This is a genomic window from Streptomyces sp. NBC_01296 (assembly GCF_035984415.1).
Taxonomy (GTDB): Bacteria; Actinomycetota; Actinomycetes; order Streptomycetales; family Streptomycetaceae; genus Streptomyces.
The window spans coordinates 6,637,549-6,660,504 of record NZ_CP130720.1 but is presented as its reverse complement, the minus strand read 5'-3'; the positions used below and the strand labels follow the sequence as shown (position 1 = coordinate 6,660,504).

25 protein-coding genes and 1 pseudogene are annotated in these 22,956 nt (G+C 72.7%); 16 read left to right on the top strand and 10 right to left on the bottom strand.

Annotated features, from left to right (window positions below):
- The first annotated feature begins 305 nt into the window (after window positions 1-305).
- Entirely contained in the window at window positions 306-1,136 is an 831-nt protein-coding gene (locus OG299_RS30335) for a hypothetical protein (RefSeq protein ID WP_327363188.1), read from the top strand.
- A gap of 144 nt (window positions 1,137-1,280) precedes the next feature.
- On the opposite strand, the pseudogene OG299_RS42815 reads toward OG299_RS30335, so the two are convergent.
- From OG299_RS42815 to OG299_RS30325, 3 genes and pseudogenes are all read right to left on the bottom strand, one after another.
- A pseudogene (locus OG299_RS42815) lies at window positions 1,281-1,502 on the bottom strand (DUF2071 domain-containing protein); the annotation flags it as partial.
- A gap of 102 nt (window positions 1,503-1,604) precedes the next feature.
- Window positions 1,605-1,877: a hypothetical protein gene (locus OG299_RS30330; protein WP_327363187.1), complete on the bottom strand. Its 273-nt coding sequence runs from the start codon at window positions 1,875-1,877 to the stop codon at window positions 1,605-1,607.
- A 218-nt stretch (window positions 1,878-2,095) separates the two neighbouring features.
- Complete coding sequence (locus OG299_RS30325; protein WP_266630751.1) at window positions 2,096-3,751, bottom strand: FAD-binding dehydrogenase; 1,656 nt, start codon at window positions 3,749-3,751, stop codon at window positions 2,096-2,098.
- Between the two features lie 76 nt (window positions 3,752-3,827).
- Between OG299_RS30325 and OG299_RS30320 the strand changes: the two genes are divergently transcribed.
- The 8 genes from OG299_RS30320 to OG299_RS30285 all read left to right on the top strand — a co-directional run bounded on the left by OG299_RS30320 (window position 3,828) and on the right by OG299_RS30285 (window position 10,354).
- On the top strand, window positions 3,828-4,358 hold the full coding sequence (locus OG299_RS30320; RefSeq protein ID WP_266630749.1) for an NUDIX hydrolase: 531 nt from the start codon (window positions 3,828-3,830) through the stop codon (window positions 4,356-4,358).
- Between the two features lie 9 nt (window positions 4,359-4,367).
- Window positions 4,368-4,766 (top strand): YidH family protein, encoded by a 399-nt coding sequence (locus OG299_RS30315; RefSeq protein WP_266630747.1) that lies wholly within the window; start codon window positions 4,368-4,370, stop codon window positions 4,764-4,766.
- A complete protein-coding gene (locus OG299_RS30310; RefSeq protein ID WP_266630745.1) occupies window positions 4,766-5,083 on the top strand; it encodes a DUF202 domain-containing protein in 318 nt (105 codons plus the stop codon). The genes OG299_RS30315 and OG299_RS30310 overlap by 1 nt, the downstream gene beginning before the upstream one ends.
- Before the next feature lie 83 nt (window positions 5,084-5,166).
- Entirely contained in the window at window positions 5,167-5,463 is a 297-nt protein-coding gene (locus OG299_RS30305) for a hypothetical protein (protein ID WP_266630743.1), read from the top strand.
- A 148-nt stretch (window positions 5,464-5,611) separates the two neighbouring features.
- A complete protein-coding gene (locus OG299_RS30300; RefSeq protein ID WP_327363186.1) occupies window positions 5,612-6,523 on the top strand; it encodes an MBL fold metallo-hydrolase in 912 nt (303 codons plus the stop codon).
- Between the two features lie 132 nt (window positions 6,524-6,655).
- Window positions 6,656-7,726: a phosphotransferase family protein gene (locus OG299_RS30295; protein ID WP_266630740.1), complete on the top strand. Its 1,071-nt coding sequence runs from the start codon at window positions 6,656-6,658 to the stop codon at window positions 7,724-7,726.
- Between the two features lie 9 nt (window positions 7,727-7,735).
- Window positions 7,736-8,965, top strand: a complete 1,230-nt coding sequence (locus tag OG299_RS30290; protein ID WP_327363185.1) for an acyl-CoA dehydrogenase family protein — start codon at window positions 7,736-7,738, stop codon at window positions 8,963-8,965.
- Window positions 8,966-9,154: 189 nt separating this feature from the next.
- The gene (locus tag OG299_RS30285; protein WP_327363184.1) at window positions 9,155-10,354 is read left to right on the top strand and encodes a S8 family peptidase; all 1,200 of its coding nucleotides are present in this window, start codon (window positions 9,155-9,157) and stop codon (window positions 10,352-10,354) included.
- A 28-nt stretch (window positions 10,355-10,382) separates the two neighbouring features.
- Here the strand turns inward: OG299_RS30285 and OG299_RS30280 are convergent, their stop codons facing one another.
- From OG299_RS30280 to OG299_RS30270, 3 genes are all read right to left on the bottom strand, one after another.
- Window positions 10,383-10,988, bottom strand: coding sequence for a TetR/AcrR family transcriptional regulator (locus tag OG299_RS30280; protein WP_266630735.1), 606 nt, complete (start codon window positions 10,986-10,988; stop codon window positions 10,383-10,385).
- Window positions 10,989-11,078: 90 nt separating this feature from the next.
- Window positions 11,079-12,740, bottom strand: a complete 1,662-nt coding sequence (locus OG299_RS30275) for a class I adenylate-forming enzyme family protein (RefSeq protein ID WP_327363183.1) — start codon at window positions 12,738-12,740, stop codon at window positions 11,079-11,081.
- Window positions 12,737-13,510 carry an SDR family oxidoreductase gene (locus OG299_RS30270; protein WP_327363182.1) on the bottom strand — a complete coding sequence of 258 codons (774 nt, stop codon included), beginning with the start codon at window positions 13,508-13,510 and terminating at the stop codon, window positions 12,737-12,739. Before OG299_RS30270 ends, OG299_RS30275 begins: the two co-directional genes overlap by 4 nt.
- A 77-nt stretch (window positions 13,511-13,587) precedes the next feature.
- Between OG299_RS30270 and OG299_RS30265 the strand changes: the two genes are divergently transcribed.
- The 4 genes from OG299_RS30265 to OG299_RS30250 all read left to right on the top strand — a co-directional run bounded on the left by OG299_RS30265 (window position 13,588) and on the right by OG299_RS30250 (window position 17,986).
- Window positions 13,588-14,856: an exo-beta-N-acetylmuramidase NamZ family protein gene (locus OG299_RS30265; protein WP_266630729.1), complete on the top strand. Its 1,269-nt coding sequence runs from the start codon at window positions 13,588-13,590 to the stop codon at window positions 14,854-14,856.
- Between the two features lie 175 nt (window positions 14,857-15,031).
- Window positions 15,032-16,393, top strand: coding sequence for a serine-threonine protein kinase (locus OG299_RS30260; RefSeq protein ID WP_266630728.1), 1,362 nt, complete (start codon window positions 15,032-15,034; stop codon window positions 16,391-16,393).
- Window positions 16,394-16,544: 151 nt separating this feature from the next.
- Window positions 16,545-17,165 carry a hypothetical protein gene (locus OG299_RS30255; protein ID WP_266630726.1) on the top strand — a complete coding sequence of 207 codons (621 nt, stop codon included), beginning with the start codon at window positions 16,545-16,547 and terminating at the stop codon, window positions 17,163-17,165.
- Window positions 17,162-17,986 (top strand): 3-keto-5-aminohexanoate cleavage protein, encoded by an 825-nt coding sequence (locus OG299_RS30250; RefSeq protein ID WP_327363181.1) that lies wholly within the window; start codon window positions 17,162-17,164, stop codon window positions 17,984-17,986. The genes OG299_RS30255 and OG299_RS30250 overlap by 4 nt, the downstream gene beginning before the upstream one ends.
- On the opposite strand, the gene soxR is transcribed toward OG299_RS30250, so the two are convergent.
- Complete coding sequence (gene soxR, locus OG299_RS30245) at window positions 17,967-18,410, bottom strand: redox-sensitive transcriptional activator SoxR (RefSeq protein ID WP_323179083.1); 444 nt, start codon at window positions 18,408-18,410, stop codon at window positions 17,967-17,969. The two genes, OG299_RS30250 and soxR, sit on opposite strands and share 20 nt — an antisense overlap.
- A 113-nt stretch (window positions 18,411-18,523) precedes the next feature.
- Between soxR and OG299_RS30240 the strand changes: the two genes are divergently transcribed.
- The gene (locus OG299_RS30240; protein ID WP_266630723.1) at window positions 18,524-18,985 is read left to right on the top strand and encodes a MaoC family dehydratase; all 462 of its coding nucleotides are present in this window, start codon (window positions 18,524-18,526) and stop codon (window positions 18,983-18,985) included.
- Here OG299_RS30240 and OG299_RS30235 read toward each other — a convergent pair.
- From OG299_RS30235 to OG299_RS30225, 3 genes are all read right to left on the bottom strand, one after another.
- Window positions 18,976-19,629, bottom strand: a complete 654-nt coding sequence (locus tag OG299_RS30235) for a TetR/AcrR family transcriptional regulator (RefSeq protein ID WP_266630721.1) — start codon at window positions 19,627-19,629, stop codon at window positions 18,976-18,978. The two genes, OG299_RS30240 and OG299_RS30235, sit on opposite strands and share 10 nt — an antisense overlap.
- 92 nt (window positions 19,630-19,721) lie before the next feature.
- A complete protein-coding gene (locus OG299_RS30230; protein ID WP_266630719.1) occupies window positions 19,722-20,012 on the bottom strand; it encodes a YiaA/YiaB family inner membrane protein in 291 nt (96 codons plus the stop codon).
- 59 nt (window positions 20,013-20,071) lie between these two features.
- Window positions 20,072-21,223, bottom strand: coding sequence for an acyl-CoA dehydrogenase family protein (locus OG299_RS30225; protein WP_327363180.1), 1,152 nt, complete (start codon window positions 21,221-21,223; stop codon window positions 20,072-20,074).
- A gap of 86 nt (window positions 21,224-21,309) precedes the next feature.
- Between OG299_RS30225 and OG299_RS30220 the strand changes: the two genes are divergently transcribed.
- Together OG299_RS30220 and OG299_RS30215 are read left to right on the top strand one after the other, a co-directional pair.
- Window positions 21,310-21,954 carry a TetR/AcrR family transcriptional regulator gene (locus OG299_RS30220; RefSeq protein WP_266630716.1) on the top strand — a complete coding sequence of 215 codons (645 nt, stop codon included), beginning with the start codon at window positions 21,310-21,312 and terminating at the stop codon, window positions 21,952-21,954.
- Window positions 21,955-22,170: 216 nt separating this feature from the next.
- Window positions 22,171-22,941: an SDR family NAD(P)-dependent oxidoreductase gene (locus OG299_RS30215; RefSeq protein ID WP_327364624.1), complete on the top strand. Its 771-nt coding sequence runs from the start codon at window positions 22,171-22,173 to the stop codon at window positions 22,939-22,941.
- Window positions 22,942-22,956 lie beyond the last annotated feature (15 nt).

Here is a 22,956-nt window from a genome sequence, read left to right as displayed (position 1 = left end):
CGCCCGTCAGGCGGCACCGCCCGCCGCCGCGCCGCGCCATCACCCGCTCTGGGCCTTCGCTTCCCTCGGCGACTCGGCTGGACCCCGCCAGCCAGCCGCTGCCCCTGGAACAACTCGCGGCCTACCCGGACCCCCAAGCCGTGGCCGACCTCTGCACCCACCTGACCGGCTGACGCGCTGTCGCCTGCGGTTCCCGTCCTCGAGAAGGTGCGGCTCGCAGTGGCCTTACGAACTCCTTTGCACGGTCCTACCTTTGAGCCATGAGATCTCAGCGTTCTGGCCCGCTGGCGAAAGTTGTGTTACCCGTGAGGGACGGATGGCGGCTGCTGTTCGTCCCCAGCCGGGTCCGCCATCTGGCGTTCGGGGTCGGCGCGAGCATCGTGGTCCCGGCGGTGGTCGCCGCCCCCCTGCTGCTGGGCGTTCTGCTGGGCGCCGTGATCTCGGGGAGTTCCGTCACCTGGGGCGTTCTGTGGGTCCTCCTGGCGCTCACGGTCGTCGGAATGATCCTGCTCATCGTGGCGGTGGTGTGCGTCACGGTGTCCGCGACGGTGCGGTGGGTCGAGTTCCGCCCCCGGGGAACTCCGGCCCAGGTCGTCATCGCCCGCTTTCTGCGTTCGTCGACCATGGCGATGGCTGATCTGCAGCGAGTCGTCGTCATCGAGCGACTCAGTCTCGGGCAGCGAAAGTCGATCAAGGTGATGCTGCATACCCGCGACGAGACGGTGGAGTGCGAACCGGCGACCTTCGCACCGCTCTCTCGGGTCGATGCACAGGTGCTGACCAGCTGGTTGACCGAGCAACTCGCCCCGGCCCAGGTGGCGGTGGAGCGTCGGACGGACGTCAAGCGAGACTTCGTGCGTCCGGACGAGTGGTGGACCCCGTCCCACACCGCCGAGCTGTGGCGGGTACCCATCGGCGAGGTCGACGGCATAGCCGCCCGGCGCCGCGTCGAGAGCTATGGGTACACGCCCCGGGCATCCGCGATGTACAGCCCTGGCACTTCGGTCACCGTCTACGACCCGGGCCGTGCCTACGAGGTCGCCGAAGAACTCCGCGCGGAACGAGCCGCCCGCCAGGCCGCCGGCGGCACGGCAGCTCCCGGCCCGGACGAGGACGACGCAACGGATTCCCGCTGACTCGGTCGGGCCGATCCTGACCGGGCTCAAAGACGCACTCCTGGATCTAGGGCTTGGCGGCCAGGTGACGCCGGCCTGCCCAGGTGGCTCAGGCGGGTCGGGCCGGGCCGGGCCGAGTCTGACCGGTCCGACGCAGGGGGACGTGTGGGTTGTCGGCTCTGTTTCGGGGTCGGGTAGGCCGGCGGCCCGGGTGGGGGTCTGCGTGAGAGCCACCGTCGTCGCGTGGACCAGTGGCCAAGGCTCGTGCCGGACGGGGGTGCGCCACAGGAGGCCCATGCGTGCGGAGTAGGCGTGGAAGCGGTTGGTGAGCCAGTATCGAGGGGGCGGGCGGCCTCGGCCTGCGAGGAGCGCATCGATCTCACGCACCCGCACACGCTCAGCCACGAGGACAGCATGGCGGGCGCTTACCGTCCGGACCTGCACTCCGGACGGCGCGTCACGACAGGGCGAACGTTGCCTGATGCGGCACTAGTGGGCCGCGCGGCAGGCCCCGCTCGCGATGTTCGCGGGGATGCCGGCCTCCTGCAGGCTCGCGGCGCAGCTGGTCTGGTTGCCGATCGAGCCCTCGTAACAGGCCTGCCCGACGGCGTCCGTGACCTCCTTGCCGTGCTGCACGATGTAGTGCTCGCAGTCCTGGATGCCGGTGGGGGCGGCGGTGGCGGCCGGGGCGGCTATGAGGGCGCCGCTGGTGGCGAGGACCAGGCCGGCCAGGATGCCGGGGATACGGGCCGACGGACGCATGCGGATGCACCTGCTCTCTCGGTCGGTCACGCGATCCGCGAGTGCGCCGGACCACGGGCGGGGGCGGCGCGGAGCGGGCACTCCGGGGGGCGACCGGCTCGCGCGGCGGTCACCCTCGCCCTTCCGACGCTAGAGCACGCCACCGGCAGCCGCACGTCCGCCCGCACCCCGACCGAGGGGAGCCGCGGACCGGGCCGGGGCCCGGGCCGGTGTCCGCTTCAGCCCACCGCCTCGGCCGCGGCGCGACCCGCCGCGCGGCCCGAGAAGATGCAGCCGCCGAGGAAGGTGCCCTCCAGGGCGCGGTAGCCGTGGACCCCGCCGCCGCCGAAGCCGGCCGCCTCGCCGGCTGCGTACAGGCCGGGCAGCGGATCGCCGGATGCGGCGAGGACCCGGGAGGACAGGTCGGTCTCCAGGCCGCCCAGGGACTTGCGGGTCAGGACGGAGAGCCGTACGGCGATCAGCGGGCCCGCCTTGGGATCCAGGATCCGGTGCGGGGCGGCGGTGCGGATCAGCTTGTCGCCGAGGTATTTGCGGGCGCCGTGGATGGCCGTCACCTGGAGGTCCTTGGTGAACGGGTTCGCGATCTCCCGGTCCCGGGCGACGATCTCCCGGCGGACGGTCGCCTCGTCGAGCAGGTCCTCCTTGGTGACCGCGTTCATGCCGCGCACCAGCGAGGCGAGATCGCGCTCGACGACGAAGTCGGCGCCGTTGTCCATGAAGGCCTTCACCGGTCCCGGTACCGCCTGGCGCGCCCGGTCGATGACTTCGCGGACGGACTTTCCGGTCAGGTCCGGGTTCTGCTCGGAGCCCGAGAGGCCGAACTCCTTGCCGATGATGCGCTGGTTGAGGACGAACCAGGTGTGGTCGTGGCCGGTCTTCATGATGTGGTCGAGGGTGCCCAGGGTGTCGAACCCGGGGAAGAGCGGTACGGGCAGCCGCTTGCCGGTGGCGTCCAGCCAGAGCGAGGACGGGCCGGGCAGGATGCGGATGCCGTGCCTGGCCCAGATCGGGTTCCAGTTCTCGATGCCCTCGGTGTAGTGCCACATGCGGTCCTTGTTGATGTGGCTGGCGCCGGCCTCCTCGGCGATGCCCAGCATCAGGCCGTCCACGTGCGCCGGGACCCCGGAGAGCATCCGCTGCGGCGGGGTGCCGAGCCGGGCCGGCCACTGCGCGCGCACGAGGTCGTGGTTGCCGCCGATCCCGCCGCTGGTCACGATCACCGCCTGGGCCCGCAGGGAGAAGGCCCCGGCGGCCTCGCGGCCGCTCGCGGTGCCCCGTACGGCGCCGGAGGGCTGCAGGATCTCGCCGGTGACGGTGTCGAGGGCGCCGGCCGTCCGGGCGAGCCCCGTCACCCGGTGGCGGAACCGGAGCCGGACCAGGCCGCGGGCCACCCCGGCGCGGACCCGCCGCTCGAAGGGTTCGACCAGGCCGGGCCCGGTGCCCCAGGTGATGTGGAAGCGGGGGACGGAGTTGCCGTGGCCGTTGGCGTCGTAGCCGCCGCGTTCGGCCCAGCCGACCACCGGGAAGAAGCGGACGCCCTGGGCGTGCAGCCAGGGCCGCTTCTCGCCGGCCGCGAAGTCGACGTAGGCCTCGGCCCAGCGACGCGGCCAGGCGTCCTCCTCGCGGTCGAAACCGGCGGTGCCCTGCCAGTCCTGGAGGGCGAGCTCGCGGCTGTCCTTGATCCGCATCCGCCGCTGTTCGGGCGAGTCGACGAAGAACAGCCCGCCGAAGGACCAGTGCGCCTGGCCGCCGATCGACTGCTCGGGCTCCTGGTCGAGCAGGATGACCTTGCGGCCCGCGTCGACGAGCTCGGCGGTGGCCGCGAGGCCCGCGAGCCCGGCCCCGATCACGATCACGTCTGCGTCGTACGTCATGGCGAACCCGTCCTCCGGTCGGTGGTGGGGCAGATCCTTGGCTACGGAGCGGTAACCAGTCAACAGCGGTGGTTGGATGAGCCGCGTGAGTGCTGCTGATGAAGTACTGGACGTGGTGGACCGGGACGACCGGGTGACGGGACGGGCGCCGCGGGGCGAGGTGTACGCGGGCGGGCTGCTCCACCGGTGCGTGTTCGTGCAGGCCAGGGATGCGCAAGGGCGGATCTTCGTACACCGGCGGACGGCCTCGAAGCTGGTCTTCCCCTCGGCGTACGACATGTTCGTGGGCGGGGTGCTGGGCGCCGGCGAGAGCTACGCGCAGGCGGCTCTGCGGGAGGCCGAGGAGGAGCTGGGCGTGCAGGGGCTGGCGCAGCCCGTGCCGCTGTTCAAGTTCCTGTACGAGGGGCCGGGCGGCGCCTGGTGGTCGTACGTGCACGAGGTGCGCTGCGATCTGCCGGTGCGGCCGCAGGAGTCGGAGGTCGCCTGGCACGCGTGGCTCTCCGAGGAGGAGCTGGCGGAGCAGGTCGCGGACGGGGAGTGGGAGTGGGTGCCGGACGGGCTGGAGGCGTACCGGCGACTGCGCGCGCACCGGGAGTCCGGCCAGTAGATTGATCAGGTGATCGACTTCGTCAAGGACGTGCGCCTCTGGTTCGCGCCGCAGCGGCTGAGGGACGAGGGCGAGACCCCCGACTACCGCTTCTCGCTGGCCAACGAGCGGACCTTCCTGGCCTGGATCCGGACCGCGCTCGCGCTGGTGGGCGGCGGTTTCGCGGTGGACCAGTTCCTGCCGGACCTGCGCTGGGGGGTGCGGGTCGGGATGTCCCTCGCGCTGCTCGCGGTGGGCGCGGCCTGTGCGCTGCGGGCGGTGAACCACTGGGTGCGCTGCGAGCGGGCGATGCGGCGCGGCGAGGATCTGCCGCTGTCCCGGTTCCCGGTGGTGCTGAGCCTGGGGGTGGGGCTGGTCGCGGTGTCGATGGTGCTGGTGGTGCTGCTGGGCTGGACGAGCGGGCCGTGATGTCCTCCGGTACGGCGGGGCGCGACGCGGGCCTGCAGCCCGAGCGGACCCGGCTCGCGTGGCGGCGTACGACGCTGGCGTGCTCGGTGACGGCGGTGCTGGCGCTGCGGCAGGCGCTGCGCGGTTCGGGCTCGCCGGTGGAGGTGCTCGGGGCGGCGGTGATCGTGCTGATCTGGCTGGCGTTCCTGGGGGTCGCGCACGTGCGGATGCGGCAGCTGGCGGCGGTCCGGCCGCCGGGGCTGGCGCCGCGGGCGGCGCTGGCGGCGGTGGCGTGCACGGTGGCGCTGTCGGTCTTCGCGGTGGCGCTCATCTTCTGATCGGCTCGTCGGATGATCCGGCTTGTCCGCGCCACTTGGGACACAACAGGCGATAAGGGGCGTTCCGCATTAACCTCGGCGCCATGACGACCCTGCACCAGGAACACTCCACCCACGAGCACACCCACGGCCCCGACTGCGGCCACACCGAGGTGTCCCACGGCGACCACGTCGACTACGCGCACGACGGCCACCTGCACCGCGAGCACTCCGGGCACTGGGACGAGTGCGAGCCCGCGGGGCACACCGCCCACGACGCCCACGACCACGCCCACGGACCGGCCTGCGGGCACGAGGCCGTGCAGCACGGCGACCACGTGGACTACGTGCACGACGGGCACCGGCACGCCGAGCACGACGGCCACTACGACGACCACTGACGGGCTGCCGGCGGGCTGCTGACGAGCCGCGGACGGGCTGCCGAGCCGCCGCCGAAGAACGGCCGCACCGACCGGCCCCCGCCCTCTCCCGGCGCCGCCGCGACTGGCAGGATGCTGACCGTTCGTCAGAGCGACCCGGGGAGAGCAGATGACCGCCGAAGAGCCGTACCTCGTCCAGCCCGCGAGCGGGGTGTACGCCTACGTCCAGCCGGACGGCGGCTGGTGCCTCAACAACGCCGGCTTCGTGAGCGACGGGGGCCGGACCCTGCTGATCGACACCGCGGCCACCGAGCGGCGGGCGCTGGCCCTGCGCGAGGCGGTCGTGGCGGCCGGGGTCCCGCTGCCGCGCACGGTGGTCAACACCCACCACCACGGCGACCACACGTACGGCAACGGCGTCTTCGCCGCCGAGGCCCTGATCCTCGCGCACGACAACGCACGCACCGAGCAGCTCGCCGCCGGGCACCAGCTGGAGATGATCTGGCCGACGACCGACTTCGGCGCGATCGAGATCACCCCGCCCGACCTCACGTACAACGACCGGACGACCCTCCACCTCGGCGGGACGGAGGTCCAGGTCATCCACCCGGGCGTCGCGCACACCACCGGGGACTCGATCGTATGGCTGCCCGGGCAGCGCACCGTCTTCACCGGCGACCTGGTCTTCGCCGAGGGCACGCCGTTCCTCGCGATGGGCTCGCTGGCCGGTTCGCTGCGGGCGCTGGAGCTGTTGCGCTCGCTGGGCGCGGAAACGGTCGTACCGGGCCACGGGCCGCTGACGGACCCGTCCGCGTACGAGGCCACCGAGCGCTATCTGCGGTACGTGGCCGAACTCGCCCGGGAGGGCAGGCAGAAGGGGCTGACCCCGCTGGAAGTGGCGCGCGAGGCCGACCTCGGCGAGTTCGGGGCGTGGCGGGAGAGCGAGCGGCTGGTGGCGAACCTGCACCGGGCGTACGCGGAACTGGCCGGCGAGCCGGAAGGGGCGCCGCTGAACATACTGGCGGTGCTCCAGGACATGACCGTGATGAACGGCGGGACGCCGATCCTCTGTCACGCGTGAACCACGAGTACGGGCCGGAGGATCCCCTCCGGCCCGTACTCGTGAGCCCTGCGCACTGGACGACATACCGACTGGTCGGCATGATGTCTCTCGTTCGCTCGTCCTCGTCCACTCCGCACGGAGGTGCGCCCCATGACCTCAGCGTCAGAGTCCGCTTCAGCCGGCCCCCGGGGCCTCGATCTGGAGCGGCTGCGCGGTCATCTCGACCGGGCGCGGCCCGGGCTCGTGGCCGGGGCGCTGCGCGGCCGGCTGATCGAAGGCGGCCGCTCGAACCTCACGTACGAGATCACCGACGGGACCGCCCGCTGGGTGGTGCGCCGCCCGCCGCTCGGCCACGTCCTGGCCACGGCGCACGACATGCGGCGCGAGCACCGGGTGATCCGGGCGCTGCACGGTACGGCCGTGCCGGTGCCCGAGCCGCTGCTGCTGTGCGAGGACGAGTCGGTCCTCGGGGCGCCGTTCTACGTCATGGAGTACGTGGACGGGGTGCCGTACAGGACGGCCGGACAGCTGGCCGCGATCGGCCCCGAGCGCACCCGGCGGGCGGTCCTGGGCCTGGTCGACACCCTGGTCGACCTGCATGCCGTGGACCCGGAGGCGGTGGGCCTGGGCGACTTCGGCCGGCCCGAGGGCTTCCTCGACCGGCAGCTGCGCCGCTGGGGCAAGCAGCTCGCGGCCTCCCGGGGGCGCGAGCTGGCGGGCATCGACGAGCTGCACGCCGCGCTCGGCCGCACCCTGCCCGACTCCCCCGCCCCGACCGTCGTGCACGGGGACTTCCGACTGGACAACGTACTGATCGGCGGTCCGGACGACACGATCCGGGCGGTGCTGGACTGGGAGATGTCCACGCTCGGCGATCCGCTGACCGACCTCGGGCTGCTGGTGATGTACAGCTCGGACCTGGGACTGACCGACTCCCCGGTCAGCACGACGAGCGGCGCGCCCGGCCATCCGGCGCCGGCCGAGCTGATCGAGCGGTACGCCGCCCGCTCCGGCCGGGACACCGGCGCGATCGCCTGGTACACGGCCTTCGCCTGGTTCAAGCTCGCGGTGATCCTCGAGGGCATCCACTACCGCTACACGCTCGGGCAGACGGTGGGCGCGGGCTTCGACCGGATCGGCGAGCTGGTCCCGGTCTTCATCGAGCACGGTCTGACCACCCTCCAGGGCCTCCACACATCCGAAAACGGCCAGGAAGGCTGAGGCACACCCATGGACTTCGCATTCGACGCCCGGACCGAGGAACTCCGCGAGCGGCTGCTCGCGTTCATGGACGAGTACGTCTACCCGGCGGAGCCCGTCGCCGCCGAGCAGCGCGCGCGGCTGGCCTCGCCCTGGGACACCCCGGCCGTCTTCGGTGACCTGAAGGCCGAAGCGCGCCGTCAGGGCCTGTGGAACCTGTTCTTGCCCGATGCGGAGCACGGCGCCGGGCTGACCAACCTCCAGTACGCCCCGCTCGCCGAGATCACCGGCCGCAGCCCGCACCTGGCGCCGATGGCGACCAACTGCGCGGCCCCGGACACCGGGAACATGGAAGTGCTCGCGCAGTTCGGCAGCGAGGAGCAGAAGAAGCAGTGGCTCGAGCCGCTGCTGGCCGGGGAGATCCGGTCCGCCTTCGCGATGACCGAGCCCGAGGTGGCCTCCTCGGACGCGACGAACATCGAGACCCGGATCGAGCGTTCGGCGAGCGGTGACGACTACGTGGTCACCGGCCGCAAGTGGTTCATCTCCGGGGCCATGAACCCGGACTGCAAGATCTTCATCGTCATGGGCAAGACGGACCCGGAAGGCGCCGATCCGCGCCGCCAGCAGTCGATGATCCTGGTCCCGCGGGACACCCTGGGCGTCGAGGTGCGCCGGGCGATGACGGTGTACGGGTACGAGGACCACGACCACGGCGGCCACGCCGAGGTGGTCTTCGACGGGGCCCGGGTCCCGGCCGCGAACCTGATCGGCGAGGAGGGCACCGGCTTCGCGATCGCCCAGGCCCGGCTCGGCCCGGGCCGGATCCACCACTGCATGCGGCTGATCGGCATGGCGGAGCGGGCCATCGAGCTGATGTGCCGGCGCGCGGTGGGCCGCAGCGCCTTCGGCAAGGAGCTGGCCGCGCAGGGCGTCGTACAGAACTGGATCGCGGACGCCCGGGTCACGGTGGAGCAGCTGCGCCTGCTGGTCCTGAAGACGGCCTGGCTGATGGACACGGTCGGCAACCGGGGTGCGCACACCGAGATCCAGGCCATCAAGATCGCGACCCCGCGGGCGGTGGTGCGGATCCTGGACGACGCGGTGCAGCTGCACGGCGCGGGCGGGGTGAGCCAGGACTTCCCGCTGGCCGAACTGTGGGCGGCGGCACGGACGTTGCGGCTGGCGGACGGACCGGACGAGGTGCACCAGCGTTCGCTGGCGCACCGGGAGCTGAAGAAGTACACGGGTCGCTCGTGAACGTGTGGGAATCGTGCGGGAGTTCGCATGAACCCATGTGCGAAGTGAAGGCGATGCGGGAGGTCTTTTAAGAAACCTTGTTGAACAACCCCGCCACGCCGAGGCGTTCTTGATTTGCGCCTGTCAATCGGATCAGGGTTCTCCAGAAGGTTTGACGCCCCACACGTCAACATGAGGAGAACCCTCCAGATGGCAACTCACAAGCGTTCGCGCGGTTTCCGGTACGCAGCAGTCGGCGCGGGAGCCGCCACGGCGGCCGCCGTGACCCTGCTCGCCACCCCCTTCGCGGGGGCGGCGGCACCGGCCGAGGGCACGGTCTACGGACTGGGCGCGCCCGGCGCGATCAGCGGAAGCTACGTCGTCATACTCGACGCATCCGCGAACAAGGAACAGCTCGCCAAGAAGTACGGAGGCGAGCTGAAGCGCACTTACAGCTCCGGGGTCAACGGCTTCTCGGCCGCGGGCCTGAGCGAGACCGAGGCCAAGCGGCTCGCCGCGGACCCGGCCGTCGGCAAGGTCGTGCAGAACAAGAAGTTCACCATCAACGCCACTCAGGACAACCCGCCTTCATGGGGTCTGGACCGGATCGACCAGACGGCCAAGGCGGGCGACAAGAAGTACAACTACCCCGACAGTGCCGGCGAGGGCGTGACGGCGTACGTCATCGACACCGGCATACGCACGACGCACAAGGACTTCGGCGGCCGCGCGACGTCCGGCTTCGACGCGGTGGACAACGACGACAGCGCCGACGACGGCAACGGCCACGGCACGCACGTGGCCGGCACCATCGCGGGGACCGCGCACGGCGTCGCCAAGAAGGCGAAGCTGGTCGCGGTGCGGGTGCTGGACGACAACGGCTCCGGCACCACCGAGCAGGTGGTCGCCGGGATCGACTGGGTCACCCAGCACCACTCGGGCCCCTCGGTGGCCAACATGAGCCTGGGCGGCGGCGCGGACGAGGCGCTGGACGAGGCGGTGCGCCGGGCCATCGCCTCGGGTGTCACCTTCGCCGTGGCGGCGGGCAACGAATCGGCCGACGCCGGGAAGGGCTCCCCCGCTCGGGTCCCCGAGGCGATCACCGTGGCGTCGAGCACCATCGACGACGAGCAGTCCTCGTTCTCGAACTTCGGCTCCGTGGTGGACCTGTACGCGCCGGGTTCGGACATCACCTCCGACTGGAAGGACAGCGACACCGCCACCAAGACCATCTCGGGCACCTCCATGGCCACCCCGCACGTTGTGGGCGCCGCGGCGGTCTACCTGGCCGGGCACCCGTCCGCGACCCCGGCGCAGACGGCCGCGGCGCTGACGGCCGCGGCCACGGCGGGCGCGGTGAGCAACCCGTCGCCGGGCACGGCGAACAAGCTGCTGAAGGTGGCCCCGTAACGGGTGACCTGACGCCCTGACCGTGCTCCTACGGTCGCAGCGCGCGCAGCAGCAGGTCGGCGAGGTGATCGGCGACCTGCTGCGGCGTGAGCGGGCCGTCCGTGCGGTACCAGGTGGACAGGTGGTGGACGGAGCCGAAGTGGTAGTCCACCACCAGGTCCGCGGGCGTGGCGGTGGAGAACACTCCGGTGCGCTGGCCTTCCTCGACCAGTGCCCGGAAGCGCTCGTGGTAGCGCCGGCGCTCCGCCCGTACCTGCTTGAACTTCTCCGGGCTGAGCTGGTGCATCGACCGGAAGAAGATCGCCGCGTCGTCCAGGTTCTCGATGGTGGTGACCACCACGTCGGCGGCCGCGGCCCGCAGCCGCTCCTCGACCGGGGCATCGGAATCGGCCACCGCGTCCAGGCGCTGCTGCTGGAGGCGCAGCATCCGCGAGTACACCTCGTGCAGCAGGTCGTCCTTGGACCCGAAGTAGTGGTAGAGCGCACCCTTGGTGACCCCGGCCGCCTCGACGATCTCCTGTACGGAGGTGCGGTCGTAGCCGCGCTCGGCGAACAGCCGGGTGGCGACGGCCAGCAGCCGCTGCGGCACCGGGGCTTCGTTCGTGCCTTCGGGCTCCGTGGTCCTGGCAGCCATGGCGCTGACCTTCCCTTCCCTGTTCTCTGGTCCGTACGACCGGCCGGATGGACCAGCCGTACGACCGGCTGTACGACCGTACGACTATTTTCAGCCGCGGTCGCGCAGTTCCCGTCGCAGGATCTTGCCACTCGTCGTCTTCGGCAGGACAGGCAGGATCTCCACTTGCCGCGGGTATTTGTACGCGGCGATGCGGGCGGCGCAGTATGCGGAAAGCTCCTCCGGCTGCGCCGAGGTGCCGGGGCGCAGGCTCACGTACGCCTTCACGCTCTCCCCGCGGTACGGGTCCGGGACGCCGACCACGGCCGCCTCGCGCACGGCGGGGTGGGTGTAGAGCACGTCCTCGACCTCGCGCGGCCAGACCTTGAACCCGGAGGCGTTGATCATGTCCTTCTTGCGGTCGACGACGTAGAGCCAGCCGTCCGCGTCCATGAACCCGACGTCGCCGGTGCGCAGTTCGCCGTCCGGGAAGGCCTTGGCGGTGTCCGCGGGCAGTCCCCAGTAGCCGGGGACGACCTGGGGCCCGCGGACGGCTATCTCGCCGGTCTCGCCGAAGGGCACCTCACCGCCCTGCTCGTCCAGGATCCGTACGAGCGTGTCCGCGCCGGGCAGGCCGACGGAGAGGGTGCCGGAGGCGGGGTCCACCGGGGCTTCGAGGTGCACGGGCACGGAGGCGCAGGGCGCGGTGCACTCGGTGAGGCCGTAGCCGTTGCGCAGGTAGAAGCCGAAGGTGGCACGGAGGCGTTCGACGAGGGCGGGCGGGAGCGGTGCGCCGCCGGAGGAGATCACCCGGAACGAGGCGAAGTGGTCCGGGGTGACCTCGGGGTGGGCGGCGAGGGCCATGAAGGCGGTGGCCGGGCCGACGGTGTAGGCGGGGCGGTGCTCGAGGAAGGCGTCGAGGACGACGCCGGCGTCGAAGCGGTGGGCGAGGACGAGGGTGCCTGCGTTGACGAAGCAGGCGCCGAGCTCGCAGACCATGCCGGTGATGTGGAACAGGGGCGCGAGGGCGAAGTACGCGGCGCCCTCGGGGAGCGGGTGCCCGGTGACCTGCCGGACGGCGTTGTGGGTGAGCGCGCCGTGCGGGTTCATGGCGCCCTTGGGGGTGCCGCTGGTGCCGGAGGTGTAGCTGATGAGCGCGGTGTCGGCGGCGGTGGGGCCGGGGTCCGGCGGGGCGGGGTGGCCCTGGCGGGCCACGGCGGTCAGGTCGGCCGGGGCGGGGAACCCGGGGGCCGGTTTCGCCGGGGCGAAGACGCGCGGGTCGTTCCGGGTCTGGAAGTCCCGGTCCGAGGCGGTCAGGACGACCCGCACCGCCGTGCCGCGGATGGCCTCGGCCGCGTACTCCGCCCACGCGCGGCCGTCGCAGACCAGCGCGGAAGCCCCCGAGTCCCGCAAAATGTGCCCGATCTCGCCCGATTTGTACATGGGGTTGAGCGGGACGACCACCGCCCCTGCCTTCCAGGCGCCCAGGACGGCGAGCACGAAGTGCGGGGTGTTCTGCAGCATGACGGCGACCCGGTCCCCGCGGCGGACGCCGTGCGCGGCGAGGTGCCCGGCGACGGAGTCGGAGAGCGCGTCGGCCTCCGCGTAGCCGACGCGGCCGTCGAAGTAGGCCAGCGCGGTGCGCTCCGGGGCCCGGGCGACGGCATCGCGGAAGGCGTGCAGCACGCTGGGCGGCGGGGAGACGGGGGCGCGCTGGGCCGGGCTGAGCAGCCCGAGCCACGGCTTGGCGGCATGGCCGGAGGGCCGGGTCACCTGGTCTCCCACTTCTGTTGGAGGTGGTTCATGCTGCCGAGCCAGCGGTCCGGTTCCGTGGCGCGGGCGGCGTAGTAGTCCGCGACCTCGGGGTGCGGGAGGATCAAGAACCGGCCCTTCTCCATGCCGTCGAACAGTGCGTCCGCAACCGCTTCCGGCTCGATCGCGGTCGGCGTGAGGACGAGTTCGCCCGCCGAGCCCGCGGCCGTCAGCATGTCGGTGCGGACCCCCTGCGGGCAGATGGCATGGACCTGCACGCCGCGGTGGCGGTAGGTCAGCGAGAGCCACTCCGCGAAGGCGAGCGCACCGTGCTTGGTGACACTGTACGGCGCGGCCCCGATCATGGTCAGCAGCCCTGCGGCCGAGACGGTGGACACGAAGCGCCCGCTCCCGCGCTCCAGCCAGTCGGGCAGCAGCAGCCGGGCCGCGCGGACGTGCGCCATGACGTTGGTGTCCCACGCCGCCTCCCACACGGCCTCGTCGGCGAACGCGTCGCCGCCCGAGGCGAGTCCGGCGTTCGCGCAGTAGACGTCCACCCGTCCGCCGAGCGCCTCGCGGGCCTGCGCCACGACGGCCGAGGCATCGCCCGGGACCGCGATCGCCCGGCTGCCGATCTCGCCCGCCACGGCGGCGGCCTTGGCGGTGTCGAGGTCGTTGACCACGACCGTGGCCCCCTCGGCGGCGAAGCGGTGGGCGAGGGCGGCGCCGATGCCGCCGCCCGCGCCGGTGACGACGACTCGCTGGTCCTGGTACGCGCTCACGGGGATCACCTTTCATGGCCGGATGCCCGGCATACTAACCAGTCGGTATGCCGGGGTGGAAGGGGGCAGACCCCTAGCGTGGCCGGATGACGCTGTCACGACGGGGGCTGCTGGGACTGGCGGGGACAACGGGGGCTTTGGGGACTCTCGGGGCGGCGGGCGCGGCGCCCGTACGGGCCCCGGACCCGGCGGCGGCAGCCGCCGACCGGGTGCGCACGGGCTTCGAGCAGCTTGCCGTGGACGGCTACGCGGTGCTCGCCGGGCAGCGGATCGGGGTGGTCACCAACCCCACCGGGATCACCGCCGACGCCCGCCACCTGGTCGACGTACTGCACGCGGACGCGCGGGTGAAGCTGGTGGCAGTGTTCGGGCCGGAACACGGGTTCCGCGGGACGGCGCAGGCGGGCGATTCGGAGGCGGCCGGGCGCGATCCGGCGACCGGGCTGCCGGTGTACGACACGTACGGCAAGAGCGGACAGAAGCTCGCGGACGTGTTCACGGCGGCCGGGATCGACACCGTCGTCTTCGACATCCAGGACGTCGGGGCGCGCTTCTACACCTACATCTGGACCCTTTACGACTGCATGCGCGCGGCCGCGCTGGCCGGGAAGGCGGTGGTCGTACTGGACCGGCCGAACCCGGTGGGCGGCCGGCGGGCCGCCGGGCCCGTGCTGGAGCCCGCGTACGCGAGCGGGGTGGGCCGGGAGCCGGTCGCACTCGCGCACGGGATGACGGTGGCCGAGCTGGCCCTGCTGTTCAACGGGGAGTTCCTGGCGGCGCAGCCGGTCAGGCTGAGCACGGTACGGATGACCGGGTGGCGGCGGGACTCCTTCTTCGGGGCGACCGGACTGCCCTGGGTGCCGCCGAGCCCGAACGTGCCGACGCCGGACACGGCCCTCGCGTACGCCGGCACCTGCCTGTTCGAGGGCACCAACCTGTCGGAGGGGCGCGGGACGACCACCCCGTTCGAGGTGGTCGGCGCGCAGGGCGCGGACCGGCGGTGGGCGGAGGCGGCCCAGGCGCTGGGGCTGCCCGGGGTGTGGTTCCGGGAGGCGTACTTCACGCCGACGTTCTCCAAGTTCACGGGCAAGGTGTGCGGCGGGGTCCGGCTGATCGTGCACGACCGGGCGGCCTTCGACCCGGTCCGGGCCGGGATCGGGCTGCTGGTGACCGCGAAGCGGACGTGGAGCGGTTTCGCGTGGCGCACGGACCACTGGATCGACCAGCTGACCGGCTCGGACCGGGTCCGGAAGATGGTGGACGCGGGGGCCGGGGTCGAGGAGATCGCGGCCGACTGGGCGGCGGGGCTCGAGCGGTTCGCGGCGGTGCGGGGGCGGTACCTGCTCTACCCGTGAATCCTTGCGCGGCAGGGGTCTGGCCGGGCGGGGGCCGCAGCAGGATGCTGGACGGCACCGGAGAGGCGGCGCGGAGGGGGACCCCATGTCGGACGGAACGGTCAGAGGTCTCGGTACGGATCTCGGTACGGATCTCGGTACGGATCTCGGTACGGGTACGAGAGCGCGAGCGGGTGTGCGTGAGGGCGTCGGGATCGGGGTCGGGCCGTACGCGGAGCTGACCTTCGACTCCGACGGGGACGTGGACCGGAGCACGCAGGACGCGGTGGCCGCACTGGAGGCCACCGATCTGCTGGTCTTCGCGCACGGCTGGAACAGCGACCGGTCGACGTCGACCCGGCTCTTCGACCGCTTCTACGCCCCCTTCCCGGGGCTGGTGGGGTCGGGGGTGCGGCTGGGGTACGTGGGTGTCGTCTGGCCCTCGATCCGGTTCTCGGACGAGCCGATTCCGGACTTCGACCCCCACGCCACGCTCGCCGCGCCGAGCCACGGGACGGCGCTGGACCCCGCCACGCTGCGGGCGCTCGGGGAGTTCTGGCCGGGGCGGGTGGCGGAGCTGGACCGGGTCGCCGAACTGCTGGAGGACCGGCCGGAGTCGGCGGCGGCCTTCACGGAGTTCGGCGCGCTGGTACGGGAGCTGGCGGGGGTGGACGCGGTGGACGCAGCCGACCCGCCGGAGGCGTCCGACGCTTCCGACGCGGCCGACTCCGGTGTCGCAGCCGTCACGGCCGTCGCGGTCCCTGCCGTGCGGGACGTGCCCGCCGTCTTCACCCACGACGTGCTGGAGGTGTGCCGGGCCTTCACCGAAGGGCTGATCGAGGCGGGCGCCCTGCCCGGGGGCGCGGCCGGGACCGGCTTCTGCGTCGGCGGCGGCCTGCGGGCGCTGTGGAGCGGCGCCAAGGAGCTGCTGCGGCAGGCCACGTACTACCAGATGAAGAAGCGGGCCGGGGTCGTCGGCGAGCGCGGCCTCGGCCCGGTGCTGGCCGAACTGGCGGGCCGCCGCCCGGCCCTGCGGATCCATCTGATCGGCCACAGTTTCGGGGCCCGGGTGGTGTCCTTCTCGCTGCGCGCGGTGCCGGACGGGGCCCGGTACGTGAAATCCGCGACGCTGCTCCAGGGGGCCTTCTCCCACTACGCCTTCGCCGACCGGCTCCCGCACGACAAGGGCAGCGGCGGCGCGCTGCGCGGGATGCAGCGCCGGGTCGACGGCCCGGTGCTCGCCTGCCACTCCCCGTACGATTCCGCTCTCAAGGTCTTCTATCCGCTGGCCTCCCGGATGGCAGGGGATTCGGCCGGTCTGCTCGGTTTCGACGAGCGGTGGGGCGCGATCGGTCACGACGGGGTACAGGCGGTGCCGGGCGCGCCGCGGATCAGCCTCGACACGGCCTTGCGCGAGAGGCTCCCGGAGACCGGTTGCGTCAGTGTGGACACCGGGTCCGTGGTGCGGCGCGGCGGTCCGCCCTCGGGGGCGCACAGCGACATCTGCCACGAGGAGCTGGCCCGGCTCGTGGTTGCTGCGGGGCGCATGGGGCGCTGAGTTCCGGCCATGTGCCACCTGCACGCCTCGACCGCCCCCGCATGCGCCCGCACCTGACCGGGCATGTTGGGCACATCTCACGGTGCGTCGTCGTTCGACGTAGTACGACGCCCCCCGGTGCGGGCGTGGGCGCGACGGAGGTGAAGGTGTGATGGCGGGATTCCGGAGTCTGGCGTACCAGGTGAGGGACGCACGCAATGACCGTGCCCTGCGGCGCCATTCGCTGCGCCGCTGCCTGGAGCGGTTCGCTCCGTACGGGCACCGGGCGACGTGGTGGCATCTGTGCGACCGGCACGGGATCGCCCCCGAGGACCGGGGGGCCGATCCGCTGCGGCTGGTCGCGGCGTTGGAGGAACTGGAGGAGGCGCGGGCGGTCTGGCTGGAGTACGAGCGCCAGTTCGCGGAGCGGCGCCGGCGGGAGAAGTACCACGGGCTGCGCCGCCCGGAGTGGGCGTGGGGCGGCAGCGGGGACGCGGTGGTGCGGTGCGCCGATCCGGGCGTGCGGCCCGACGGGACGCTGGGCGAGGTGCTGCGGCGGCTGGTCGCGGCGCTGGAGTCGGAGCCGGGGACGGGGTGCCCGGTCTGCGGGGAGCAGGAGCTGCGCTGGCCCGCGCACGTGCCGGGGCAGAGACGGGGGCCCCGCGCGGGGCACGGCAATTGGGAGGGGGCGTGGGCCTGGGACGGGCCGGTGTGCGCGGGCTGCGGGATCGTCGTGCCGAGGCCGGCGCTGGCGGACTCGGCCGTGGATCCGGCTTCGGCGGGGGCGGCATGAGCCTGCGGGGGCTTCGGGTGTCGACGCCGGTGTCGGTGTCGGTGTCGGTGTCTCTGAACGGCGGGCGCACTGCCGCCGACGGCGGCGCCGTGCCCCTGTCCCCGCCGGACGTGGTGGAGTCGGCCCTGGGGGCGGTCGCCGCCGGGGCCGGGGAGGTGCTGGTCCATCCGCGGACCCCGTGCGGCCGGGAGAGCCTGTCGCCCCGGGTCGTCGGGCCTCTGCTGGAGGCGGTGCGGGGCGCGGGGGTCTCCGTACCGCTTTCGGTGTCCGCGGGCATCGGGGCCGAGCCGGATCCGGCGGGGCGGCTGGAGCGGGTCCGGTCGTGGACGGTGCTGCCGGACCGGGCGGTGGTGCATTTCGCGGAGCCGGGGGCCGAGGAGCTGGCCGAGGCCCTGCTGGCGCGGGGCGTGGCGGTGGACGCGGTGGTTCCGCTGGGCGGGGAGGGCGCCGGTCCGGGGGCGGTGCCGCGGGCGGAGCCGGGGGCCGTGGAGCCGGAGCCGGGTGCGCTCGCGCGGTTCCTGGCCTGGCCGGTACGGGACCCTGCGCGGATCCGGCTGGCGGTGGAGCTGGCGGTGGCCGATCCGGCGCTGGTGGCGGGGCTGCGGTGGCTTCCGCCGGTGCCGCTGCTGCTGTTCGGCCGGGAGGCCGCCGCCTGGCCGGTGCTGCGGCTGGCCGCGCGGTGCGGTGCGGGCGCGCGGATCGGCGCGGGTGACGTACTGCACCTGCCGGACGGGCGGGCGGCGCGCTCGAATGCCGAGCTGGTGTCGGCGGCCCTCGAGGTGGTCGGTACGCAGAGCGCCGTTACAGCCTGGAGCCGGTGAGCTGGTCGCCGAACTTGTCGTCCGGGTTGGACAGGGCGCAGTTCTTCAGCGAGAGGCAGCCGCAGCCGATGCAGTCGGACAGGTGGTCGCGCAGGCGCATCAGCCGGGTGATCCGCTGGTCGAGCTCGGCGCTCCAGGCCTCCGAAAGCCGGGCCCAGTCCTCACGGTTGGGGGTGCGCCCCTCGGGGAGCTGGGCGAGTGCCTCGCGGATGGCGGCGAGCGGGATGCCGACGCGCTGGGCGGCGCGTACGAAGGCCACCCGGCGCAGTGCGTCGCGGCCGTAGCGGCGCTGGTTGCCGGCGGTGCGACGGCTGCTGATCAGGCCCTTGGTCTCGTAGAAGTGCAGCGCGGAGACGGCCGCGCCGCTGCGGGCGGACAGCTGGCCGACGGTGAGCTCGTGGATTTTCTCGGGAATCTGCGGCACGACGCCGAGGGTAGTCGGCCGGGCCGACATTCGTTGAAAGACGTGTCGTTGACAGATACATGCGGCCCCAGCATGCTGAGCAAGCGCTTATTCGCCCAGGGAGAGGGAGAGGCATGGCCGAGCCGAGGATCTTCACGTCCGCCGAGGAACTGCACGCAGGGATCGGGGAAACGCTCGGCCCGAGCGGGTGGCTGGAGGTGGACCAGAAGCGGATCGACCTGTTCGCCGACGCCACCGGTGACCACCAGTGGATCCACGTGGACCCGGAGCGGGCCGCGGGCGGGCCCTTCGGCTCCACCATCGCCCACGGCTACCTCACCCTGTCGCTGCTGCCGAGCCTGGTGCCGCAGGTCATGCGGGTCGAGGGCATGAAGATGGGCATCAACTACGGCACGAACAAGGTGCGTTTCCCGGCCCCGGTACCGGTCGGCTCGCGGCTGCGCGCCACCGTCGCGATCACGGAGGTCACGGAGGCGGGCGGCGGTGTCCAGGTCGCGGCGACGGTCACGGTCGAGCGCGAGGGCGGCGACAAGCCGGTGTGCGTGGCGGAGTCGGTGTCCCGCTACTACTTCTGAGGCGTTGCGAAGGCGGGAGTGCCGGGCGACCCGCCCACCATGCGCAGGACGAGGTCGGCGTAGAGCGCGCCCACCTCGTCGGGCGTACGGCGGCCGGCCGCGCTGAACCAGCGGGCCACGTCGATGCACAGGGACAGGACGGCGAGCGTGGTGCCGGGGACGTCCGGCACGTCGAACTCCCCCGCCGCGACCCCGTCGGCGAGGATGCGGCGTACGGCGGCGTCGCTCTGCCGGCGCAGCTCCACGATCTCGGAGCGGTGCTCCGGAGCGAGGGCGTCGAGCTCGTACTGGACCACGCGCGCGGTGGTGTGGTGCGCGGCGTGCCACAGCACGAAGGACCGCACGGCGGCGTCGAGCCGCTGCGCGGCGGAGCCCGGGCCCGAAGCGGCGGTCTCCAGGATCTCGAGCGCCTTGTCGTGGCCGATCCGGCTGATCCGGTGGAGCAGCTCTTCCTTGGTCTTGTAGTGGATGTAGAGCGCGGCCGGACTCATCCCGGCCCGCCCTGCGATGTCACGCGTGGTGGTGGCGTGGTACCCGCGCTCCGCGAACGCTTCGACGGCGGCGACGAGCAGCCGCCGCGCGGCGTCGGGGGTGACCTCCGACCACGGCCGGTAGCCGCCGGTCGTCTCCTCCGCGCTGTCCATCGCTCGCTCACCCTCTTCGTCCCCGTGGAAGGAACACCCTACCGGAGGGTGAGCAAGCGCTTAGCGGACTTCGGCGACAGAGCGGCCCGCGGTCAGACCTTCGGCTGGAAGGGGTCGTAGTCGGCCATGATCTTCTCCATCCGGGCCTGGTCGACCCGGCTGACGATCTGGGTGAGCTCCTGGCGGTCGCGGATCACCTTGGCGAGGGTGAAGGCCGAGGTGGTGAGGTAGAGGACGGCGATGCCGAGGAAGGCACGGACCCAGCCGTCCACCTGGAGGTTGTAGATCCCCAGGGCCACGGCGCAGATCGCGATGCCGAAGGCCGCGACGGCCTGGCCGTAGTACGCCGTCGAGTTGCGCTGCTTGACCGGTGTCTCGTTCATGGACCCAGCATCGGGCGGCGTGACCGGGACCACATCCGCACGCGTACTCAGATGCGTACTCAGAAGGCGGAGACCCCGGTGCGGGCGCGGCCGATGAGCAGCTTCTGGATCTGGCTCGTGCCCTCGTACAGGGTCATCACGCGGGCGTCGCGCAGCAGCTTGCCGGCCGGGTACTCGTCGATGTAGCCGTAACCGCCGTGCACCTGGAGGGCGTTGCTCGCGGCCCGCACGGCGGCCTCGGAGGCGAAGAGCTTGGCGGTGGAGGACTCGGTGGCGAAGGGCTGCCCGCGGTCGACGAGGTCGGCCACCCGCCAGGTCAGCATGCGGGCCGCGTCCACGTCGACCGAGATGTCGGCGATCAGCTCCTGGACCAGCTGGTGGTGGGCGATCGGCTTGCCGAACTGCTCGCGCTGGGCGGCGTACGAGACGGCCGCGTCCAGCGCCGCCTGCGCAATGCCGACGCACCCGGCGGCGACCGACATCCGGCCCTTGGCGAGGGCCGACATGGCCACGGAGAAACCTTTGCCCTCGGGGCCGACCATCGCGGAGGCGGGGACGCGGACGCCGTCGAGGGCGAGCTCCGCGGTGGCCTGGCCGCGCAGGCCGAGCTTGCCGTGTATCTCGCGGCGGGTCAGGCCGGGGGTGTCGGTGGGGACGAGGAACGCGGAGACCCCGCGGTGGCCGGGCTCGTCGCCGGTGCGGGCGAAGAGGAGGACCACGTCGGCCCAGGTGCCGTTGGTGATGAACATCTTGCTGCCGCTGAGGACGTACGCGTCCGCCTCGCGCACGGCGCGGGTGGTGAGGTTGCCGGCGTCGGAGCCGGTACCGGGCTCGGTCAGGCCGAAGCAGCCGAGCGCGTCGCCCGAGCAGAGCCGGGGCAGCCAGGAGCGCTTCTGCTCCTCGGTCCCCCAGGCGGCGAGGGTCTTGGCCACCAGGCCGAGGGAGACGGAGACGATGCCGCGCACGGCCGAGTCGCCGCGGCCGAGCTCCTCGGTGACGAGGACGTAGGCGAGGTGGTCGCCGCCGGAGCCGCCGTACTCCTCGGGCACGGTCAGGCCGAGGAAGCCGAGGCCGCCGAGTTTCTTCACGATGGCCCGGTCCACGCTCTCGGCGCGGTCCCACTCGGCGGCGTACGGGGCGATCTCGCGCTCGGTGAACTCGCGGGCGAGCCGGCGTACGGCCTCCTGCTCCTCGCTCAGCTCCAGGTTCACCGGGCACCTCCGGGTGTGGCGGCGTGGACCGGCGCGCTTTAACTAGCACCGGTAGTTTATGGCGGGCAGGCCCTACTATGTGGCGCATGGCCAGACCGCGCAAGCCCCTCCTCAGCCGAGACCGCATCGTGGCGGCGGCGGGTGCGCTGGTGGACGCGGAGGGGCTGGAGGCGGTGTCGACGCGGCGGCTGGCGGCCGCGCTGGGGGTCAGCGGGCCCTCCCTCTACAACCACTTCCGCACGAAGGACGAGATCCTGGACGCGGTCGCGGACGCGGTGAGCGCGCGGGTCGACTTGTCGATGTTCGAGCCGGGGGCGGGCCGGGACTGGCAGGCCGCCCTGCACGACTGGGCGCACTCGTACCGGGACGCGCTGTCCGACCATCCGAACATCGTGCCGGTGCTGGCGCGCGGTCCGGGTCGGCGCCCGGCCGGACTGCGGCTGGCGGACGCGGTGTTCGGCGCCATGACGGCCGCAGGGTGGCCCCCGGCGCAGGCGACCCGGATCGGTGCGCTGATGCGGTACTTCATCCTGGGCTCGGCGGTGGGTTCCTTCGCCCGGGGTTTCGTGGACGACGAGGCGGCGTACGACCCGTCGGACTACCCCCACCTGGGCCAGGCCCACCTGCTGGCCGAGCGTCAGCGCGAGGTGGACGAGGGCGCGTTCGAGACGGGCCTGGCCGCCTTGCTGGACGGGCTGGCCCTCCAGTACGAGGCGCTGCCCAAGGTCTGAGCGGCCCATCGGCGGCGGGTCGGCGGCGACCCGGTGAGCCGGTGAGCCGGTGAGCCGGCGGTGAGCGTGCGGTGAGCCGCCGCCGCCACTGTTGCCCCATCGCCGGATCCACCGAGGACCGGCCGCTGAGGCAGGGGCAGGACCATGGGGACGAACACGGGCACGGGCACAGGCACAGGCACGGGCACGGGCATGGGCACAGGCACGGGCACGGGCATGGGCGCGTTGAACGGCAAGACGGCGCTGGTCACGGGCGGTTCGCGCGGGATCGGCCGGGCGGTCGCACTGCGGCTCGCGGCCGAGGGCGCGCTGGTCGCCGTCCACTACGGCGGCAACGACGCGGCCGCCTCGCAAGCCGTGGCGCAGATCGAGGCGGCGGGCGGTCGGGCGTTCGCGGTCCGGGCCCGGTTCGGCGAGGACGGGGCCGTGGACCGGCTGTTCGAGGGCCTGACCGCGGGGCTGGCGGGGCGCGGGCTGGACATCCTCGTCAACAACGCGGGCATCAGCTCCGGCAACCCGATCGCGCACGTCACCCCCGAGGAACTCGACCGGCTGCTCGCCGTCAACGTCAGCACGCCGTTCTTCGTGGTCCAGCGCGCGCTGCCGCTGCTGAACGACGGCGGCCGCATCGTCAACATGGGGTCGACCGCCAGCCGGTTCGCCGTCTCCACGCAGATCGGCTACACCATCAGCAAGGCGGCGCTGGAGTCGATGACGCCGTCGCTGGCCAACGAGCTCGGCAGCCGGGGCATCACGGTGAACACCGTCGCACCCGGCGCGGTACGGACCGACATGACCGCCGGCTACACCTCCGTCCCCGAGGTGGTCGCCGGACTGGAATCGATCACCGCGCTCGGCCGGCTCGGCGAACCCGAGGACGTCGCCGATGTCGTCGGGTTCCTGGCGAGCCCGCAGGGCCGGTGGGTGACCGGCCAGACGATCGACGTCTCGGGCGGCACCTACCTCGGCCCGATCGCCCACGTCTGATCGGCCGATCAGCTG

What these genes read in the sequence shown, in the direction of transcription:
- OG299_RS30330 (WP_327363187.1), bottom strand. Translation starts at nt 1,877, where the DNA reads ATGCGTCCGTCGGCCCGTATCCCCGGCATCCTGGCCGGCCTGGTCCTC.
- OG299_RS30325 (WP_266630751.1), bottom strand. Translation starts at nt 3,751, where the DNA reads ATGACGTACGACGCAGACGTGATCGTGATCGGGGCCGGGCTCGCGGGC.
- OG299_RS30320 (WP_266630749.1), top strand. Translation starts at nt 3,828, where the DNA reads ATGAGCCGCGTGAGTGCTGCTGATGAAGTACTGGACGTGGTGGACCGG.
- OG299_RS30310 (WP_266630745.1), top strand. Translation starts at nt 4,766, where the DNA reads ATGTCCTCCGGTACGGCGGGGCGCGACGCGGGCCTGCAGCCCGAGCGG.
- OG299_RS30305 (WP_266630743.1), top strand. Translation starts at nt 5,167, where the DNA reads ATGACGACCCTGCACCAGGAACACTCCACCCACGAGCACACCCACGGC.
- OG299_RS30300 (WP_327363186.1), top strand. Translation starts at nt 5,612, where the DNA reads ATGACCGCCGAAGAGCCGTACCTCGTCCAGCCCGCGAGCGGGGTGTAC.
- OG299_RS30295 (WP_266630740.1), top strand. Translation starts at nt 6,656, where the DNA reads ATGACCTCAGCGTCAGAGTCCGCTTCAGCCGGCCCCCGGGGCCTCGAT.
- OG299_RS30290 (WP_327363185.1), top strand. Translation starts at nt 7,736, where the DNA reads ATGGACTTCGCATTCGACGCCCGGACCGAGGAACTCCGCGAGCGGCTG.
- OG299_RS30285 (WP_327363184.1), top strand. Translation starts at nt 9,155, where the DNA reads ATGGCAACTCACAAGCGTTCGCGCGGTTTCCGGTACGCAGCAGTCGGC.
- OG299_RS30280 (WP_266630735.1), bottom strand. Translation starts at nt 10,988, where the DNA reads ATGGCTGCCAGGACCACGGAGCCCGAAGGCACGAACGAAGCCCCGGTG.
- OG299_RS30265 (WP_266630729.1), top strand. Translation starts at nt 13,588, where the DNA reads ATGACGCTGTCACGACGGGGGCTGCTGGGACTGGCGGGGACAACGGGG.
- OG299_RS30255 (WP_266630726.1), top strand. Translation starts at nt 16,545, where the DNA reads ATGGCGGGATTCCGGAGTCTGGCGTACCAGGTGAGGGACGCACGCAAT.
- OG299_RS30250 (WP_327363181.1), top strand. Translation starts at nt 17,162, where the DNA reads ATGAGCCTGCGGGGGCTTCGGGTGTCGACGCCGGTGTCGGTGTCGGTG.
- OG299_RS30240 (WP_266630723.1), top strand. Translation starts at nt 18,524, where the DNA reads ATGGCCGAGCCGAGGATCTTCACGTCCGCCGAGGAACTGCACGCAGGG.
- OG299_RS30235 (WP_266630721.1), bottom strand. Translation starts at nt 19,629, where the DNA reads ATGGACAGCGCGGAGGAGACGACCGGCGGCTACCGGCCGTGGTCGGAG.
- OG299_RS30230 (WP_266630719.1), bottom strand. Translation starts at nt 20,012, where the DNA reads ATGAACGAGACACCGGTCAAGCAGCGCAACTCGACGGCGTACTACGGC.
- OG299_RS30220 (WP_266630716.1), top strand. Translation starts at nt 21,310, where the DNA reads ATGGCCAGACCGCGCAAGCCCCTCCTCAGCCGAGACCGCATCGTGGCG.
- OG299_RS30215 (WP_327364624.1), top strand. Translation starts at nt 22,171, where the DNA reads ATGGGCGCGTTGAACGGCAAGACGGCGCTGGTCACGGGCGGTTCGCGC.